General features: G+C 58.5%; 12 protein-coding genes. 10 read left to right on the forward strand and 2 right to left on the reverse strand.

What is annotated here, in order from left to right:
* The first annotated feature begins 49 nt into the window (after nucleotides 1-49).
* From phoB to malZ, 5 genes are all read left to right on the forward strand, one after another.
* Nucleotides 50-739 (forward strand): phosphate response regulator transcription factor PhoB, encoded by a 690-nt coding sequence (gene phoB, locus NWP14_RS08330; protein ID WP_095094302.1) that lies wholly within the window; start codon nucleotides 50-52, stop codon nucleotides 737-739.
* Nucleotides 740-760: 21 nt separating this feature from the next.
* Complete coding sequence (gene phoR, locus NWP14_RS08335; RefSeq protein WP_095094304.1) at nucleotides 761-2,056, forward strand: phosphate regulon sensor histidine kinase PhoR; 1,296 nt, start codon at nucleotides 761-763, stop codon at nucleotides 2,054-2,056.
* A 409-nt stretch (nucleotides 2,057-2,465) separates the two neighbouring features.
* Nucleotides 2,466-3,785: a branched-chain amino acid transporter carrier protein BrnQ gene (brnQ, locus tag NWP14_RS08340; protein ID WP_095094306.1), complete on the forward strand. Its 1,320-nt coding sequence runs from the start codon at nucleotides 2,466-2,468 to the stop codon at nucleotides 3,783-3,785.
* 122 nt (nucleotides 3,786-3,907) lie between these two features.
* Nucleotides 3,908-5,281, forward strand: a complete 1,374-nt coding sequence (gene proY / locus NWP14_RS08345) for a proline-specific permease ProY (RefSeq protein ID WP_375215161.1) — start codon at nucleotides 3,908-3,910, stop codon at nucleotides 5,279-5,281.
* A gap of 162 nt (nucleotides 5,282-5,443) precedes the next feature.
* Entirely contained in the window at nucleotides 5,444-7,267 is a 1,824-nt protein-coding gene (gene malZ, locus NWP14_RS08350; RefSeq protein WP_375215162.1) for a maltodextrin glucosidase, read from the forward strand.
* Here malZ and NWP14_RS08355 read toward each other — a convergent pair.
* Nucleotides 7,258-8,160, reverse strand: a complete 903-nt coding sequence (locus NWP14_RS08355; protein ID WP_095097906.1) for a LysR substrate-binding domain-containing protein — start codon at nucleotides 8,158-8,160, stop codon at nucleotides 7,258-7,260. The genes malZ and NWP14_RS08355 overlap by 10 nt on opposite strands.
* A 292-nt stretch (nucleotides 8,161-8,452) precedes the next feature.
* Between NWP14_RS08355 and NWP14_RS08360 the strand changes: the two genes are divergently transcribed.
* The 5 genes from NWP14_RS08360 (at nucleotide 8,453) to NWP14_RS08380 (ending at nucleotide 16,172) form a co-directional block, all read left to right on the forward strand.
* Nucleotides 8,453-9,094, forward strand: coding sequence for a hydrolase (locus tag NWP14_RS08360; protein WP_375215163.1), 642 nt, complete (start codon nucleotides 8,453-8,455; stop codon nucleotides 9,092-9,094).
* Nucleotides 9,095-9,578: 484 nt separating this feature from the next.
* Nucleotides 9,579-10,124: an antibiotic biosynthesis monooxygenase gene (locus tag NWP14_RS08365; protein WP_331834130.1), complete on the forward strand. Its 546-nt coding sequence runs from the start codon at nucleotides 9,579-9,581 to the stop codon at nucleotides 10,122-10,124.
* A 24-nt stretch (nucleotides 10,125-10,148) separates the two neighbouring features.
* Nucleotides 10,149-12,017: an amidohydrolase gene (locus tag NWP14_RS08370; protein ID WP_375215164.1), complete on the forward strand. Its 1,869-nt coding sequence runs from the start codon at nucleotides 10,149-10,151 to the stop codon at nucleotides 12,015-12,017.
* 133 nt (nucleotides 12,018-12,150) lie between these two features.
* A complete protein-coding gene (locus tag NWP14_RS08375; protein ID WP_375215165.1) occupies nucleotides 12,151-14,778 on the forward strand; it encodes a DUF2339 domain-containing protein in 2,628 nt (875 codons plus the stop codon).
* A complete protein-coding gene (locus NWP14_RS08380) occupies nucleotides 14,775-16,172 on the forward strand; it encodes a DUF3999 domain-containing protein (protein ID WP_375215166.1) in 1,398 nt (465 codons plus the stop codon). Before NWP14_RS08375 ends, NWP14_RS08380 begins: the two co-directional genes overlap by 4 nt.
* 50 nt (nucleotides 16,173-16,222) lie before the next feature.
* Here NWP14_RS08380 and NWP14_RS08385 read toward each other — a convergent pair whose 3' ends face one another.
* Nucleotides 16,223-16,825, reverse strand: a complete 603-nt coding sequence (locus NWP14_RS08385) for a peroxiredoxin (protein ID WP_004858569.1) — start codon at nucleotides 16,823-16,825, stop codon at nucleotides 16,223-16,225.
* Nucleotides 16,826-16,894 lie beyond the last annotated feature (69 nt).

Here is a 16,894-nt window from a genome sequence, read left to right on the forward strand (position 1 = left end):
ATAATGGCGCCGCACTCTATACTGATGGCTAAAAAATACAGGGTAAATAATGGCGAGAAGAATTCTGGTCGTTGAAGATGAAGCTCCAATCCGCGAAATGGTCTGCTTTGTTCTGGAGCAAAACGGCTTTCAGCCCGTCGAGGCGGAAGATTATGACAGCGCGGTGAACCAACTCAATGAACCCTGGCCTGATCTGATTCTCCTTGACTGGATGCTGCCAGGCGGATCGGGTCTGCAGTTTATCAAACTGCTCAAGCGTGAGGCGATGACCCGCGATATTCCGGTGGTCATGCTAACCGCTCGCGGCGAAGAGGAAGATCGCGTTCGTGGCCTGGAGACCGGCGCCGATGATTACATCACCAAGCCTTTCTCGCCGAAAGAGCTGGTGGCGCGAATCAAAGCCGTGATGCGGCGAATCTCACCGATGGCGGTGGAAGAGGTGATTGAAATGCAGGGGCTGAGTCTCGATCCTTCCTCCCATCGCGTGATGACCGGTGAAAACCCGCTGGATATGGGGCCGACCGAGTTTAAGTTATTACACTTCTTTATGACCCACCCGGAACGCGTATACAGCCGCGAGCAGCTGCTGAATCACGTCTGGGGGACCAACGTGTATGTAGAAGACCGAACGGTAGACGTGCATATTCGCCGTCTGCGTAAAGCGCTGGAACAGAGTGGCCATGACCGGATGGTACAAACGGTTCGCGGCACGGGATATCGTTTCTCCGCCCGTTTCTGAATGTCGACAGGAGTGTGAACCGTGCTGGAACGGCTGTCATGGAAAAGGCTGGCGCTTGAGCTTTTCTTATGTTGTATCCCGGCCCTGATTCTCGGGGCGGTATTTGGTCATTTGCCGTGGTTTTTACTGGCGGCGGTGACCGGACTTCTTATCTGGCATTTCTGGAATTTATTACGCCTCTCATGGTGGCTGTGGGTGGACCGCAGCATGACGCCACCGCCGGGAAGCGGCAGCTGGGAACCGCTGCTGTACGGCCTCCACCAGATGCAGATGCGTAATAAAAAACGCCGACGCGAGCTGGGCAGCCTGATCAAACGCTTTCGCAGCGGGGCGGAATCGCTGCCCGATGCGGTGGTGCTGACCACGGAGGAGGGGGCGATCTTCTGGTGTAACGGCCTTGCACAGCAGATCCTCAATCTGCGCTGGCCGGACGACAGCGGACAAAACATCCTTAACCTCCTGCGCTACCCTGAATTTGCCAACTACCTAAAAAACAAGGATTTCAGTAAACCGCTCAATCTGATCCTTAATAACTCCCGTCATCTGGAAATTCGCGTGATGCCCTACAGCGACAAGCAGATGCTGATGGTGGCGCGCGACGTGACGCAGATGCACCAGCTTGAAGGGGCGCGGCGCAACTTTTTTGCTAACGTCAGCCACGAGCTGCGCACGCCGCTAACGGTGCTGCAGGGGTATCTGGAGATGATGCAGGAGCAGGTGCTGGAAGGGGTGACGCGGGAAAAAGCCCTGCATACCATGCGCGAGCAAACCCAGCGTATGGAGGGGTTAGTTAAACAGCTGCTGACGCTATCGCGCATTGAGGCGGCTCCGGTTCTGGCGATGAACGACAAAATCGACGTACCGATGATGCTGCGGGTTGTCGAGCGGGAGGCGCAAACTCTCAGCCAGAAAAAGCATACGCTGCACTTTGTGGTCGATGAGTCGCTGCAGGTTCTCGGTAATGATGAGCAGCTGCGCAGCGCGATCTCGAATCTGGTGTATAACGCGATCAACCATACTCCGGAGGGCACGGAGATTACCGTCAGCTGGCAGAAAGCGCCGCACGGCGCGCTGTTTAGCGTTGAGGATAACGGCCCGGGGATTGCGCCCGAGCACATTCCGCGGCTCACCGAGCGCTTCTATCGCGTGGATAAAGCGCGCTCGCGGCAAACCGGAGGCAGCGGTCTGGGGCTGGCGATCGTAAAACATGCGGTTAATCATCACGACAGCCGGCTGGATATTGAGAGCACGCCCGGCAAGGGAACGCGGTTTAGCTTCCTGCTGCCGGAACGTTTGATTGCCAAAAAAAGCGACTAACCGCCGCTCTGTCAACATAACTTGTCAATGACCAGCTTAGGCTGGTCATTTTCGTTTGCAGTCAATTTTCCGCTGCGTAATTAACGAACGCCCGCTGCTTTTTTGTTCGCATGATTAGCCATATGTTTTCCTTCATTATGGTTAATAACGCCAGGTATTAATGCGGACTTAGCATAATCATCTGCTTTTACGATCCCGCCTTGCTTTAAAACGTTATAAGCGTTTAAATTGCGCCCCATGCAGTCGTAGACAGACTGTTTTTGCGTGGTAATTCAAAAAACAATTCTTTCCCACGCCGCTTCGGGAGCATATCTCGCTGAGTTTCCGGCAATAGCCGCTGTATCATCCCTAAGGGAAGGCACGGTATTTTTCCGTTTAACACCACCACATCCACAGGCAGTATGAATTTATGACCCATCAGTTAAAATCTCGCGACATCATAGCGTTGGGCTTTATGACCTTCGCGCTGTTCGTCGGTGCAGGCAACATCATCTTCCCCCCAATGGTTGGTTTACAGGCTGGTGAACACGTCTGGACCGCCGCTATAGGCTTTCTGATCACCGCCGTGGGTTTACCGGTGCTGACGGTCGTGGCGCTGGCGAAAGTCGGCGGCGGCGTTGAAAGCCTGAGCACCCCGATTGGTAAAGTGGCGGGGATCCTGCTGGCCGTGGTCTGCTATCTGGCGGTGGGGCCGCTGTTCGCGACTCCGCGTACCGCGACGGTCTCCTTTGAGGTGGGTATTGCCCCGCTGACCGGCGATGGCGCGATGCCGCTGATGATTTACAGCGTCATCTATTTTGCCCTGGTGATCCTCGTTTCGTTATATCCCGGCAAGCTGCTGGATACCGTCGGGAATTTCCTCGCGCCGCTGAAAATCATTGCGCTGATTATTCTCTCCGTCGCGGCGATTATTTGGCCCGCCGGCCCGATCAGCAACGCGCTGGAAGCCTACCGCACCGCGCCGTTCTCAAACGGCTTCGTCAACGGCTATCTGACTATGGATACCCTCGGCGCGATGGTCTTCGGGATCGTGATTGTTAACGCCGCGCGCTCTCGCGGCGTCAGCGAAGCGCGCCTGCTGACCCGCTATACCGTGTGGGCTGGCCTGATGGCGGGCGTCGGCCTGACGTTACTGTATCTGGCGTTGTTCCGCCTCGGCTCCGACAGCGCGACCCTGGTCGATCAGTCGGCTAACGGCGCGGCCATTCTGCACTCGTATGTCCAGCACACCTTTGGAGGCGCGGGGAGCTTTATGCTGGCGGCGCTGATTTTCATTGCCTGCCTGGTTACCGCGGTTGGCCTGACCTGCGCCTGCGCGGAGTTTTTCGCCCAGTACCTGCCGCTCTCCTACCGCTCGCTGGTGTTTATTCTCGGCATCTTCTCGATGGCGGTCTCCAACCTGGGGCTGAGCCACCTGATTCAGATTTCGATCCCGGTGCTGACGGCTATCTATCCGCCGTGTATCGCACTGGTGGTATTAAGCTTTACCCGCAACTGGTGGCATAATTCGTCCCGCGTTATTGCGCCGGCCATGTTTATCAGCCTGATGTTTGGTATTATTGACGGTATTAAAACGTCGGCGTTTGCCGATATGCTGCCAGCGTGGACCGCGCGTCTGCCTTTGGCAGAGCAGGGGCTGGCCTGGCTGATGCCGACCGCCGTGATGGTGGTTCTGGCGGTGGTCTGGGATCGCGCCGTAGGGCGTCAGGTGACATCCAGCGCGCACTAGCCGGCGTTTAAAATCAGTGTTAAACCACGGGACTTCAGGTCCCGTGGTTTTTTGTTTTTCAGGTAATCCTCTTTTGATCTTCGTCCGGCGAAGGCTAAAGGAGAAAAACGGCATGGAATACGATGGAAAGTAGTAACAAACTTAAGCGCGGGCTAAGTACCCGGCATATCCGCTTTATGGCGCTGGGTTCGGCAATTGGCACCGGTCTGTTCTATGGTTCGGCGGATGCGATTAAGATGGCCGGCCCGAGCGTGCTGCTGGCCTATATTATCGGCGGCGTGGCGGCGTACATTATTATGCGCGCGCTGGGCGAGATGTCGGTGCATAACCCCGCCGCCAGCTCATTTTCACGCTATGCGCAGGACTACCTCGGCCCGCTGGCGGGCTATATCACCGGCTGGACCTACTGCTTTGAAATCCTGATTGTTGCCATCGCCGACGTGACGGCCTTCGGCATCTATATGGGCGTCTGGTTCCCGACGGTCCCGCACTGGATCTGGGTGCTTAGCGTGGTGCTGATTATCTGCGCCGTCAACCTGATGAGCGTGAAGGTGTTTGGCGAGCTGGAGTTCTGGTTCTCCTTCTTTAAAGTCGCCACCATTATCATCATGATTCTGGCCGGTTTCGGCATCATTATCTGGGGGATCGGCAACGGCGGTCAGCCGACCGGCATCCATAATCTGTGGAGCAACGGCGGCTTCTTCAGCAACGGCTGGCTGGGGATGGTGATGTCGCTCCAGATGGTGATGTTCGCCTACGGCGGAATTGAAATCATCGGTATTACCGCCGGTGAAGCGGAAGACCCGGAGAAATCCATCCCGCGCGCCATTAACTCGGTCCCGATGCGTATTCTGGTGTTCTACGTGGGCACGCTGTTCGTGATTATGTCCATTTATCCGTGGAACCAGGTCGGGACTAACGGTAGCCCGTTCGTCTTAACCTTCCAGCATATGGGCATCGCTTTTGCCGCCAGCATCCTCAACTTCGTGGTGCTGACCGCCTCGCTTTCGGCCATCAACAGCGACGTATTCGGCGTCGGGCGCATGCTGCACGGCATGGCGGAGCAGGGCAGTGCGCCTAAAATGTTCGCCAAAACGTCGCGTCGCGGCGTGCCGTGGGTGACGGTGATGGTGATGACCATCGCGCTGCTGTTTGCGGTCTACCTGAACTACATCATGCCGGAAAACGTCTTCCTGGTGATCGCCTCCCTGGCGACCTTTGCGACGGTGTGGGTGTGGATTATGATCCTGCTGTCGCAGATTGCCTTCCGCCGTCGTCTGCCGCCGGAAGAGGCCAAAACGCTGAAGTTTAAAGTGCCGGGCGGCGTGGCGACCACGGCGGTGGGCCTGGCGTTCCTCGTCTTTATCATTGCGCTGATTGGCTACCATCCGGATACGCGTATTTCCCTGTACGTCGGCTTTGCGTGGATAGCGCTGCTGCTGGTTGGCTGGAAGCTGAAAACCCGCCGTGACCGTCAGCTGGCGCAGACGCGCTAAGCGGGCCGCTCTCCCGCCGGCTATGTTCGCGCTAGCCGGCGGGATATTTTCGCTTGAGCGATATCCTCCTCCGCTCTCCTCCCCCAATAATTCTGCCGATGATGAGTCATACGCATACGCGCTGTGGCAAGGTGTGCCCATTCTGTAAAGAGAGGAATAACGATGTTGAAGGCATGGCACCTGCCTGTTGCCCCGTTTATCAAGGAGCAGCAGGGACGACTCTTTATCACCCTGTGGGTCAGCGGCGATGAGTTGCCGCAGCGCGTTACGCTGCGCGCGGAAGAAGACAACGAAGAGCTTTCGCTGCCGATGCACCGTCTGCGCCAGGAGCCGCGGCCGGGCGTCGTCGCGTGGCGCGGAGAGATTAATCTTGCCAGCGGCCAGCCGCGTCGGCGCTATAGCTTCAAGCTGCTGTGGGCCGACCGGCAGCGCTGGTTTACCCCGCAGGGCTTTAACCGCTTCCCGCCGGCGCGGCTGGAGCAGTTTGCGGTCGATCTGCCGGACAGCGGCCCGCAGTGGGTTGCCGATCAGATCTTTTATCAAATCTTTCCTGACCGCTTTGCGCGCAGCGAACCGCGCGCAGCCGATCAGGACCGGTCCTACTATCACCACGCTGCCGGACAGGATATTGTTCAGAAACAGTGGGATGAACCGTTAACCGGCGAGGCGGGCGGCTCAACCTTCTACGGCGGCGATCTGGACGGTATCAGCGAGAAGCTGCCGTATCTCAAGCAGCTCGGTGTCACGGCGCTGTACCTGAATCCGGTGTTTGTCGCGCCGAGCGTGCATAAATACGACACTGAAGATTATCGTCGCGTTGATCCGCAGTTCGGCGGTGACGCCGCGCTGCTGCGCCTGCGGCACAATACGCAGCGGGAAGGGATGCGCCTGATCCTCGACGGCGTTTTCAACCACACCGGAGATTCACACGTCTGGTTTGACCGCCACCAGCGCGGCAGCGGCGGCGCCTGCCACAGCGCGGATTCACCGTGGCGCGACTGGTTCACCTTTTCCCCCGAGGGCGAAGCGCACAGCTGGCTGGGCTACGCCAGCCTGCCGAAGCTGGATTATCAATCCACCAGCCTGATCAATGAAATCTACGCCGGTGAAGACAGCATCGTGCGCCACTGGCTGAAAGAGCCGTGGAACATGGACGGCTGGCGTCTGGACGTGGTGCATATGCTGGGGGAAGGCGGCGGGGCGCGTAATAACCTGCGCCATATCGCCGGTATAACCCAGGCGGCGAAGGAGACGCAGCCGGAATCCTTTGTTTTTGGAGAACATTTTGGCGACGCGCGCCAGTGGCTGCAGGCCGATGCCGAAGATGCGGCGATGAACTATCGCGGGTTTACCTTCCCGCTGTGGGGCTTTCTGGCGAATACCGATATCTCTTACGATCCGCAGAAGATAGATGCGCAAACCTGCGTGGCGTGGATGGATAACTACCGCGCCGGGCTGTCGCACCAGCAGCAGCTGCGGATGTTTAACCAGCTTGATAGCCACGATACGGCGCGCTTTAAGTCGCTGCTGGGTAAGGACGTCGCGCGTCTGCCGCTGGCGGTGGTCTGGCTGTTCTGCTGGCCGGGGGTGCCGTGCATTTACTACGGTGACGAAGTGGGCGTTGATGGAAATAACGATCCTTTCTGCCGCAAGCCCTTCCCGTGGGACCCGGCTTTGCAGGATGCGACGCTGCTGGGGCTATATAAACGCATGGCGAAGCTGCGCAAGGCGAACCAGGCGCTGCGCTACGGCGGGTGTCAGGTGATTTATGCCGAAGAAAACGTGGTGGTGTTTGCCCGGGTTTATAAAAATCAGCGCGTGCTGGTAGCTATCAACCGCGGTGAAGCCTGTGAGGTGGTGGTTGAGGATTCACCGCTGCTGGACGTGGGCGAATGGCAGCTCAAAGAGGGCAGCGGCGCGCTGCACGACGGCGTGCTGACGCTTCCGGCCATCGCCGCCAGCGTGTGGTTCAGCCGTCAGGGATAAAGCTGGTGTAGAAACGGTTCTTCGAGAATGGCTTCCCGCCACCAGCGCTGGGCCAGGCCGTCGTTATCCGTGCGCCAGGCCATGTAGGCGATATCCTTTTCGCGAAAAGAGATCACGGTTTTCTCCACCAGCTCGCCGCTCGCCAGCCACGGCTGGGCGACGTGGCGGGGGAGAAAACCGCAGCCGAGTCCGGCCCGCAGCAGCGCCACTTTACTGGCAAAATCATCGACGCGAATTTGTGACTGCTCGGTCAGAAGGTTGCTGTTGAGCGGGTGACAGTAGCGGGCGCTATCGCTAATCACCACCGCGCGATGCAGGCTGAGCTGCTTGTTGGTCAGCGGCTGTACCGTTTCCGCCAGCGGGTGGCCGGGGGCGACAACAAATACGTTATCCAGCGTTCCGAGCATTTTCCACGACCATTCGGCGGAGGTTGGCGGTTCGTTAATCGCGCCAAGAATGATATCCGCCCCGTTGCGGGTCAGCTCTTCCCAGGCGCCCGCCAGCGTGTGGTGGGTAAAATTGAGGCGGGTTTGCGGATTTTGCGCGTAAAACGCGTCGATAAGCGGGAGCAAACGATCGAAAGGGAAGGAGGCATCCAGGGCGATGGCGAGATCCCGCTCCCAGCCGGCATTCAGCTGAACCGCCTGCTTTTCCAGATCCTTTGCCGCATTGAGCAGCAGCCGGCCCTTTTCCAGCACCATTGTACCGGTATCGGTAAACTTCGCCCGATGTCCGCTGCGATCCAGCAGGGTGATGCCGAGATCGCTTTCCAGCTTTTGGATCATGTAGCTCAGGGCGGCGGGCGTTTTATAGAGCGATTCCGCGGCGGTGGCGAAAGAGCCGTGGGTCTCCAGGGCATCGAGGATCAGCAGTACATCAAGATTCAGGCGCATCGGCGGCTTACCGGTCATAAATAATCCCTCTGTTTTACCGAAGCCGGATGCTCAATACCAGTGAATAATTTAGAACTCTTACCCGCAAATTTTTGATAAACATCATTATCACCCTATTCACTAATAGCGGGTTTTTTATTTATTGCCTTTTATTTTTAAAATAAGTCAGAAAAATTTCTTTAATAACTCGTTAGAAATTACTGACTATACTCACCATGCTTTATCCGTCACGATCCAGACCCACAACAGCGTTTATCGTCTCTTTTTAACTCATTGATTAAGAAGGTATGTTATGTCTATTCGGGAACTGATCGATCCAACTAACTCAACTCTTATCTTTATTGACCACCAGCCCCAGATGTCTTTTGGTGTCGCCAATATTGATCGCCAGACGCTTAAAAATAATACCGTTGCGCTAGCTAAAGCGGGCAAGATTTTTAATGTTCCGGTGATTTATACCTCCGTGGAAACAAAAAGCTTTAGCGGCTATATCTGGCCGGAATTGCTGGCCGTGCATCCGCAGGTTAAACCGATAGAACGTACCTCAATGAACTCATGGGAAGATGCGGGTTTTGTTAAGGCGGTACAGGCCGCCGGGCGTAAGAAACTGATTATCTCCGCGCTGTGGACCGAAGTCTGCCTGACTTTCCCGGCGCTGATGGCGCTGGAAGAGGGATATGAGGTGTACGTTGTGACCGACGCTTCCGGCGGAACCTCCGTCGATGCGCATGAACGCTCGATTGACCGGATGGTGCAGGCCGGCGCGGTGCCGGTGACCTGGCAGCAGGTGCTGCTTGAGTACCAGCGCGACTGGTCGCGCAAAGAGACCTACGATGCGGTGATGGATCTGGTTCGCGAACATAGCGGCGCGTACGGCATGGGGGTGGATTACGCGTACACCATGGTGAACGGCGCGCCGGAGCGCCAGGCCTAAATACACTTCATCCTTCAAGCTGCTTCTTTGTTGGCTGCACTCAGAAACCCCAGTCACATAGTTACCTATGCTCCTGGGGATTTCTTCCCTTGCCGCCTCGATGCAGGATGAATGATTTTGTGTATTGTCATCGTCCTTCAAGCTGCCTCTTTGTTGGCTTCGTTTGCCCGCCTCGATGCAGCATGAATGATTTTGTGTATTGTCATCATCCTTCAAGCTGCCTCTTTGCTGGCTTCGTTTGCCCGCCTCGATGCAGCTTGAATGATTTTGTGTATTGTCATCATCCTTCGAGCTGCCTCTTTGTTGGCTTCGTTTGCCCGCCTCGATGCAGCATGAATGATTTTGTGTATTGTCATCATCCTTCGAGCTGCCTCTTTGTTGGCTTCGTTTGCCCGCCTCGATGCAGCATGAATGATTTTGTGTATTGTCATTTATGGCTGCTGGCGGGGAAATCCCGCCACTCACCTGCAGCAAGGAACTCACAATGGCGCAACAGAAATCGGTAACGCTGGTCATCAGTCATATGCTCGATCCTGAACACGGTAAGCGCTATGAAGAGTGGCTCGGAAAAATTATGCCCGTGGCGGCGGAGTTTCCCGGGCACCTTGGCGCTAACGTCATCCGCCCGGGCGCCGGGCAGAATCTATGGAGCGTGATTATTCGCTTCGACACCATTGAGCATCTCTATGCCTGGACGCAGTCAGAAACGCGCCGCGAGCTGGTTGCTGAAATCGCGCCCCTGCTCAATGAAGGCGATCGTACGGAAGTCCGTACCGAACCGGCGTTCTGGTTTACCCCTCCGGCGGTCAACGTGCGCCAGCCGCTGCGCTGGAAGCAGTTCCTGATGACTTTGCTGGTTATCTTCCCCAGCACCAACCTGGTGCCCTGGCTGACCGGCATGCTGCTGCCCTCAATGCGGGGAAGCCTGCTGCTGCATTTGATAAACGATGCCTGCGTGGTCGCGCTGGTGGTCTGGTTCTGGATGCCCATCGTGACCCGCCTGTTTGCTGGCTGGTTAAAGAAAAACTGAGTCAGCCTCCTTAAGGAGAGCGTTATGTCACAAACTGCCACACTGATCCTGACTCATGGTCGGATCCACACCCTCGATCGCAGCAACCCGCTGGCCGACGCGGTAGCGATCGCCGACGGTAAGATCCTCGCGGCCGGTAGCCACGATCGGATCATGAGTTTTGCCGCCGAAGGCACGCAGATCGTCGATCTGCAGGGCCATACGGCGATCCCCGGCCTGAATGATTCCCACCTGCACCTGATCCGCGGGGGGCTGAACTACAACCTTGAGCTGCGCTGGGAAGGCGTTCCGTCGCTGGTGGACGCGCTGCGGATGCTTAAAGATCAGGCCGATCGCACGCCTGCGCCGCAGTGGGTGCGGGTGGTCGGCGGCTGGAGCGAATTCCAGTTTGCCGAGCGGCGCATGCCGACGCTGGAAGAGCTAAACCAGGCGGCGCCGGATACGCCGGTATTCGTGCTGCATCTCTACGATCGCGCGCTGCTTAACCGCGCGGCGCTGAAGGCCGTCGGCTATAGCAAAGAGACGCCGGATCCGGCGGGCGGCGAAATTGTTCGGGATGGCAACGGCAACCCGACCGGGATGCTGATAGCGAAACCTAATGCCATGATCCTCTACGCGACGCTGGCGAAGGGGCCGAAGCTGCCGCTGGAGCTGCAGGTGAACTCGACGCGCCAGTTTATGCGCGAACTGAATCGTCTCGGGTTGACCAGCGCGATTGACGCCGGCGGCGGCTTCCAGAACTACCCGGAAGATTATGAAATTATTGAGCAGCTGCACGCTAACCGGCAGATGACCGTGCGCATTGCCTATAACCTGTTTACCCAGCGTCCGAAGCAGGAGCTGGATGATTTCGAACGCTGGACCGATATGCTGAAGCCGGGGCAGGGGACCGACTTTTTCCGCGCCAACGGCGCCGGCGAGATGCTGGTTTTTTCGGCGGCGGATTTTGAGGATTTCCTGCAGCCGCGCCCGGATCTGCCGGCCGGAATGGAGGATGAACTGGAGCGGGTGGTCCACCACCTGGTTGAACACCGCTGGCCGTTCCGCCTGCACGCCACCTATGACGAATCGATCGGCCGGATGCTGGACGTCTTTGAAAAGGTGAACCGCGAAATCCCGTTTAACGGTCTGCACTGGTTCTTTGACCATGCGGAAACCATCACCGAGCGCAATATTGAGCGGGTGAAGGCGCTGGGCGGCGGGATTGCGGTGCAGCACCGGATGGCCTTCCAGGGCGAATATTTTGTCGACCGCTACGGTATCGATGCGGTGAAACACACGCCGCCGGTGGCGAAAATGCTGGAAATGGAGGTGCCGGTTGGTCTCGGCACCGACGCCACCCGCGTGGCGAGCTACAACCCGTGGACCGCGCTCTACTGGCTGGTTTCCGGGCGTACCGTCGGCGGTATGGCGATGTACGACGAGAGCAACCGCCTGCCGCGCGATGTGGCGCTGGAGCTGTGGACGGCGGGCAGCGCCTGGTTCTCCAGCGAGCAGGGTAAAAAAGGGCGTATTGAGCAGGATCAGCTTGCCGATCTGGTGGTGCTGTCGAAGGACTATTTCAGCGTGCCGGAAGAGGAGATTAAAGGCATCGAATCGGTACTGACGGTGGTTGATGGCAAAGTGGTTTATGCCGCCGGGCGCTTCTCGCCGCTGGCGCCGCCGCCCATTCCGGTGCTCCCGGAGTGGTCTCCGGTGGTTAAGGTTCCCGGCCACTACCGTTCGGCGCCGCCCGCTGCGGCAAAAATCGGGGCCATCGCGCAGATGCACCAGTGCTGCGGCAGCTGCGGCGTCCACGGGCACCAGCATGATATCGCGCGCAGGTCGGCGATTCCGGTTGCCGATGAGCAGGCGTTCTGGGGCGTGCTAGGCTGTTCCTGCTTCGCGTTTTAACGTTTAAGCGCAGCCCTTACCCGCGAGTAAGGGCTCGCTGTTTTCTGAAATGTCGCTCACTTTCGCTACAGGGCAGCACAAATGCAATAATTTGTGTCAATCTACCCGCTTCTGAATCAGTGAAGGTGAAAACATGGATGAGCTGCTGATCCTTGGCTGTATTGCTCTGTTCTTCGCGCTGGTGGTGGTTCCCGTTCTGGCCATTGTCGCATTTAATCGCAGTTCGGCGGTCCGCTCCGAACTGGAAACCTTGCGTCGTCGGGTCGCGGAGCTTGAGCTGCGCGGTGGCGCAGAAACGCCGGTGGCGCCGGCCGTTGCGCGTCCCACGATGCCTGCGGTTTCTCATGCTCGAGCGGAGCCGGTAAGGGGGACGGTACCTCAACCCGTCAATCCGCAGCGTCCGCCGCCAAAAGCGCAGACGGCAGAGAAGAGCGTCTCGTTACCGAAAAGCGCGCGGCCTTCCGCATTGGGGGGGATGGTTTCGTCGCTGGTACGCTGGTTTATGCAGGGTAACCCGCTGGCGAAACTCGGGATCCTGCTGCTGTTTTTCGGCCTCTCTTTCCTGCTGCGCTATACCGTTGAACACTCACTTTTCCCGCTGGAGCTGCGCCTGGTGGCTGCGGCGCTGTTTGCGATCGTTCTGCTGGCGGTGGGCTGGCGGCTACGGCATAAGCAGCCGGTCTATGCGTTAATACTGCAGGGCGGGGCGACGGGGGCGCTCTATCTCACCGTGTTTGGCGCGTTCCGCTTGTGGCAAATGCTGCCGATGACCCTGGCGTTTGCTCTGCTGGTGGTGATTTGTGCGGCCAGCGTTGGGCTGGCTATCCTGCAAAAAGCGCTCAGCCTGGCGATGCTGGCGAGCCTCGGCGGCTATCTGGCGCCGCTGCTGCTCTCAACCGGCGGCGGCAGCCACGTGGCGCTGTTTTCGTTCTACCTTTTGCTGTCGGTGGGCATTCTCACCATCAGCATCTGGCAACAGTGGCGCGAGCTGAATCTGCTGGGCCTGCTGTTTACCTTTGGCGTCGGGGGATTCTGGGGGATGGACGGCTATCGCCCGGAGTATTACCTCAGCTGCCAGCTGTTCCTGATTGCCAATATCCTCATTTTTGGCGTGCTGAGCGTGGCGCTGTCGCTGCGGGCGCAGGGCAAAGGCCAGCAGATTATTGACGGCGTGCTGTTGTTTGCGCCGCCGCTAATCGGTTTTGGCATGCAGTACGCCATGACCCAACATATGGCGTACGGCCCGGCGCTCAGCGCGCTGGGCTACGGGGGAGCCTATCTGGCGCTCGCCTGGCTTGTGCTTCGCCGCTATCCCGCTTTCGGCAGGCCGCTGGTGCTGGCCGCCCTGGCGCTGGGGGGGGCGTTTACCACTCTCGCCATTCCGCTGGCGCTTTCAGCGCGCTGGACGGCGATGGCCTGGTCGCTGGAAGGGCTCGGCATCCTCTGGCTGGGCGTGCAGCAGCGGCAGCAGCGGATGAGCTACAGCGGCACCGGGCTGCTGGTCCTGGCGGTGTGCAGCGCGCTGTGGGCGCTGGTCAATGGCACAACGGCGCTCTCTTTGCTGCCGATCTTCACGGTGCTCAGCCTCAGCTGGCTGGCCGCGGCCTGGCTGTGGCGCGGTATTAAACGGCAGGTAAGCTGGGCGCTGCTGGCGGGCGGACTGCTGTTGTGGATAGCCGCGCTCGTTGCCGTATCGCAGCTGGGGCTGAAGAAAGATTCGCTGGTTGTCTTTGGCGTACTGGCGCTGCTGGCGGCGTCGGCGTGGGGCTGGCGCATGGTCGCCGCGCGTCTGCAGTGGCGAGAGCTGGATATCAGCAAATGGCTGCTCTGGCCAATGATGCTGGTGGTGCTGATTTATCAAATATCTCAGCAGCAAATCGCGGCGGCCGGCTGGCCAAATCTGGCCTGGTGCCTTGCGCTACCCGCAGCGGTAGCTCTGCTCTGGCGTGACGGAAATTCATTGCCGCCGCGCGTATCCATGCTGGTTCATCTGTCGTTGTTCTGGATGATTTTGCTGGCGCTGGCGTGCGAACTGTTTTGGTTTACGCAGGATCTGCCCTGGGGAATGGCGGCCTGGGCCAGCGGTTTGCCGATGGCGGCCGGCGGTTTGCTTATCTTCCTCGTTGCCGAGGCCACCCGTCGCCAAATCTGGCCGTTCCGGGTCTGGCCTGCGCTTTACAGCTCTCTGGCGACGATCCCGGTGGCGGCGACTCTGGCGTATCTGCTGGCGCTGACCAATTTCCAGGACGGCGTGGTCTATCGTCAGACCTATCTGCCGCTGATGAATCCGCTGGAAGAGGGGGCCGCCTTTGCGCTGCTGGGGCTGGTGATTTTTTATCGCGTTTCGCTGCGCTATTTCCCCGAGACGCTGTCGCGGTGCCGCTCCTGGCCGGTGATTGCCCTGGCGGCGCTTAGCTTCTGGTGGCTGAACGGCGCGCTGCTACGTGCGCTAGCCTGGTACGGCGAGGTGGCCTGGAACCTGGAGTCGCTATGGCATTCACGACTGATTCAGACCTGCTTTGCCCTGTTCTGGATGCTGGCAGCGCTGGTGGCGATGCTGAACGCGACCCGACGCCTTTCTCGCCGCGAATGGCTCTGCGGGGCGGCGCTGTTAGGGATTGTCATTGTCAAACTGATGCTGGTGGATAGCGCGCGCGGCGGCGGGCTGGCGCGCGCGGTCGCCTTTATTGGCGTCGCTATTCTGGTATTAATCATCGGCTATTTCTCACCGTTACCGCCGAAAGCTGGAGCAGAAAAATGAAATGGATAAAAGCGGTGTTATGCAGCGTCCTGCTGGGTGCGACAGGAGCGGCACTGAGCAGCGAGAGCGAGCGGGAAGCGCCTGTGGACTACGCGACGGGGATCATGCTGGAAACTCCGGGCACATCGCCCTGGTATCGCATTAAGCTTCCTCAGGCCGTCTACCAGAGTACGGCCTGGCCAGATTTACGCGATGTGCGGGTATTCAATCATCAGGGCGATACGGTACCGTTCGCCCTCGAAGCGCAGAAAGCTCAGCCCGCGATGCCACAGACCATGACGCTTCGACTTTTCCCTCTGGATGTTTCGCCGGTTACGCCAAAGGATGAGGGGCGTCGCGGCGTAAAATCGTGGGTCTTACGTTCAACGGCGGGCGTTGAGATCCAGCTGGAAAGCGACGATATCAACGCCGTCGGGCAGAGCTATTTGCTGACCTTGCCGGAAACCAGCACCGACGCCTTCTCGTTGGCCCAGCTGCGCCTGAACTGGCACATTCCTGAGGGGAGCTGGCAGGGGAAAGCCTCCGTTTACGCCAGCCGTGATTTAACCTCCTGGAGCACGGTACAGGAAAATGCTCCGCTGATGGACCTGAAGCGTGATAACGATCGGCTGAAGCTGGACGTTATTAGCGCCAGGCTGACGCTCTCCGCGCAGGGTAATCGCTATCTGCTGGTGATTCTGGACTCGCAAAGCCCGGCGCTGGCGCTGGAGAGCGTCAGCGCGGTCGCCGGGAGCGCTGAGCCGGAGCCTGAACGCATCGTACTTGACGCGCGTGCGGACAAGCTCTCGGATCGGCAAGCCGTCTGGCGCTGGAGCCAGCCGCAGCCGCTGAGCTCGCTGAGGATCGATCTGCCAGGCGAAGGGGTGTTGCCGGTAGAACTGGCGTGGCGCAGCGGCGACAAGGAGCCGTGGCGGCCGCTGACGCAAACCGTGCTTTACCATCTCGACGGGAAACGCTCGGAAGATATTCACCTTGCCGGGCAGATGGTTGAAGCGGTTCGCATGACCACAATTAACGCCAGGCTGCCTGAGACGCTGCCAGCCCTGAGCGGCGCGCGCGATAGCTATCAGCTGGTGTTTAACACCCAGGGAAAAGGCCCCTATCTGCTGGCCTGGGGAAACCGGGCGGCGGCAAGGGCCGATATCGGGCTGGATATGCTGATCCCGGCGTCGCTGCGTAAAACTCAGCAGGTGAATTACCTGCCGTGGGCCATTATTACGCAGGAGAGCGTCACCCTGGGCGGAGAGGCGCGACTGAGCGCAACTTCGGCTGCCGATCGGCAAGGCTACTGGAAAATAGTGCTGGTATGGGGGGCGCTGATCCTCGGCGTGGCCGTTCTGCTCATGATGGCATGGCGGATCTGGCGCGAGGTGAAAAAGGGCGGCGCGGCGTGAAGCAACAAAAAAGGCTCGCGGGTGCGAGCCTTTTTATGAACGGCAGCCGATTACAGGCTGGAAACGTTCTCGGTCAGGTATTTAGCCACGCCTTCCGGAGAAGCGGCCATCCCTTCTTTACCTTTTTCCCACTGTGCCGGGCACACTTCGCCGTGCTCTTCGTGGAACTGCAGCGCGTCAACCATACGCAGCATTTCGTCGATGTTACGTCCCAGCGGCAGGTCGTTCACAACCTGGTGGCGAACAACGCCGTTAGCGTCGATCAGGAAGGAGCCGCGCAGCGCAACGCCTTCGTCCGGATGTTCGATACCGTAGGCTTTCTGGATTTCACGCTTGATGTCAGCAACCATCGCGTATTTAACCGGACCGATGCCGCCCTGGTCTACCGGGGTGTTACGCCATGCGTTGTGGACGAATTCGGAGTCGAAGGAAACGCCAACAACTTCTACGCCACGCTTCTGGAATTCTTCATAACGTTTGTCAAAAGCAATCAGCTCAGACGGGCAAACGAAGGTGAAGTCCATCGGCCAGAAGAACAGTACGGTTGCTTTACCGTTGGTGTGCTGTTTGAAGTTGAATTTCTCAACGATTTCGCCGTTACCTAAAACTGCTGCCGCGGTAAAATCCGGAGCCTGACGAGTTACCAGAACCATATGATTCTCCTGTTAATACTAAGGTTAATTGAAACGCAACGCGGGCAAGTATAGGGGCAGGGACTGACG

Origin of the sequence: Klebsiella sp. C349492, assembly GCF_042055345.1 — a bacterium.
GTDB classification, from domain to species: domain Bacteria; phylum Pseudomonadota; class Gammaproteobacteria; order Enterobacterales; family Enterobacteriaceae; genus Klebsiella; species Klebsiella scottii.

Bases quoted from the DNA above. Each gene is read 5' to 3' on its own strand.
- phoB (WP_095094302.1), top strand. From the start codon at position 50: ATGGCGAGAAGAATTCTGGTCGTTGAAGATGAAGCTCCAATCCGCGAA.
- brnQ (WP_095094306.1), top strand. From the start codon at position 2,466: ATGACCCATCAGTTAAAATCTCGCGACATCATAGCGTTGGGCTTTATG.
- proY (WP_375215161.1), top strand. From the start codon at position 3,908: ATGGAAAGTAGTAACAAACTTAAGCGCGGGCTAAGTACCCGGCATATC.
- malZ (WP_375215162.1), top strand. From the start codon at position 5,444: ATGTTGAAGGCATGGCACCTGCCTGTTGCCCCGTTTATCAAGGAGCAG.
- NWP14_RS08355 (WP_095097906.1), bottom strand. From the start codon at position 8,160: ATGCGCCTGAATCTTGATGTACTGCTGATCCTCGATGCCCTGGAGACC.
- NWP14_RS08360 (WP_375215163.1), top strand. From the start codon at position 8,453: ATGTCTATTCGGGAACTGATCGATCCAACTAACTCAACTCTTATCTTT.
- NWP14_RS08365 (WP_331834130.1), top strand. From the start codon at position 9,579: ATGGCGCAACAGAAATCGGTAACGCTGGTCATCAGTCATATGCTCGAT.
- NWP14_RS08370 (WP_375215164.1), top strand. From the start codon at position 10,149: ATGTCACAAACTGCCACACTGATCCTGACTCATGGTCGGATCCACACC.
- NWP14_RS08375 (WP_375215165.1), top strand. From the start codon at position 12,151: ATGGATGAGCTGCTGATCCTTGGCTGTATTGCTCTGTTCTTCGCGCTG.
- NWP14_RS08380 (WP_375215166.1), top strand. From the start codon at position 14,775: ATGAAATGGATAAAAGCGGTGTTATGCAGCGTCCTGCTGGGTGCGACA.
- NWP14_RS08385 (WP_004858569.1), bottom strand. From the start codon at position 16,825: ATGGTTCTGGTAACTCGTCAGGCTCCGGATTTTACCGCGGCAGCAGTT.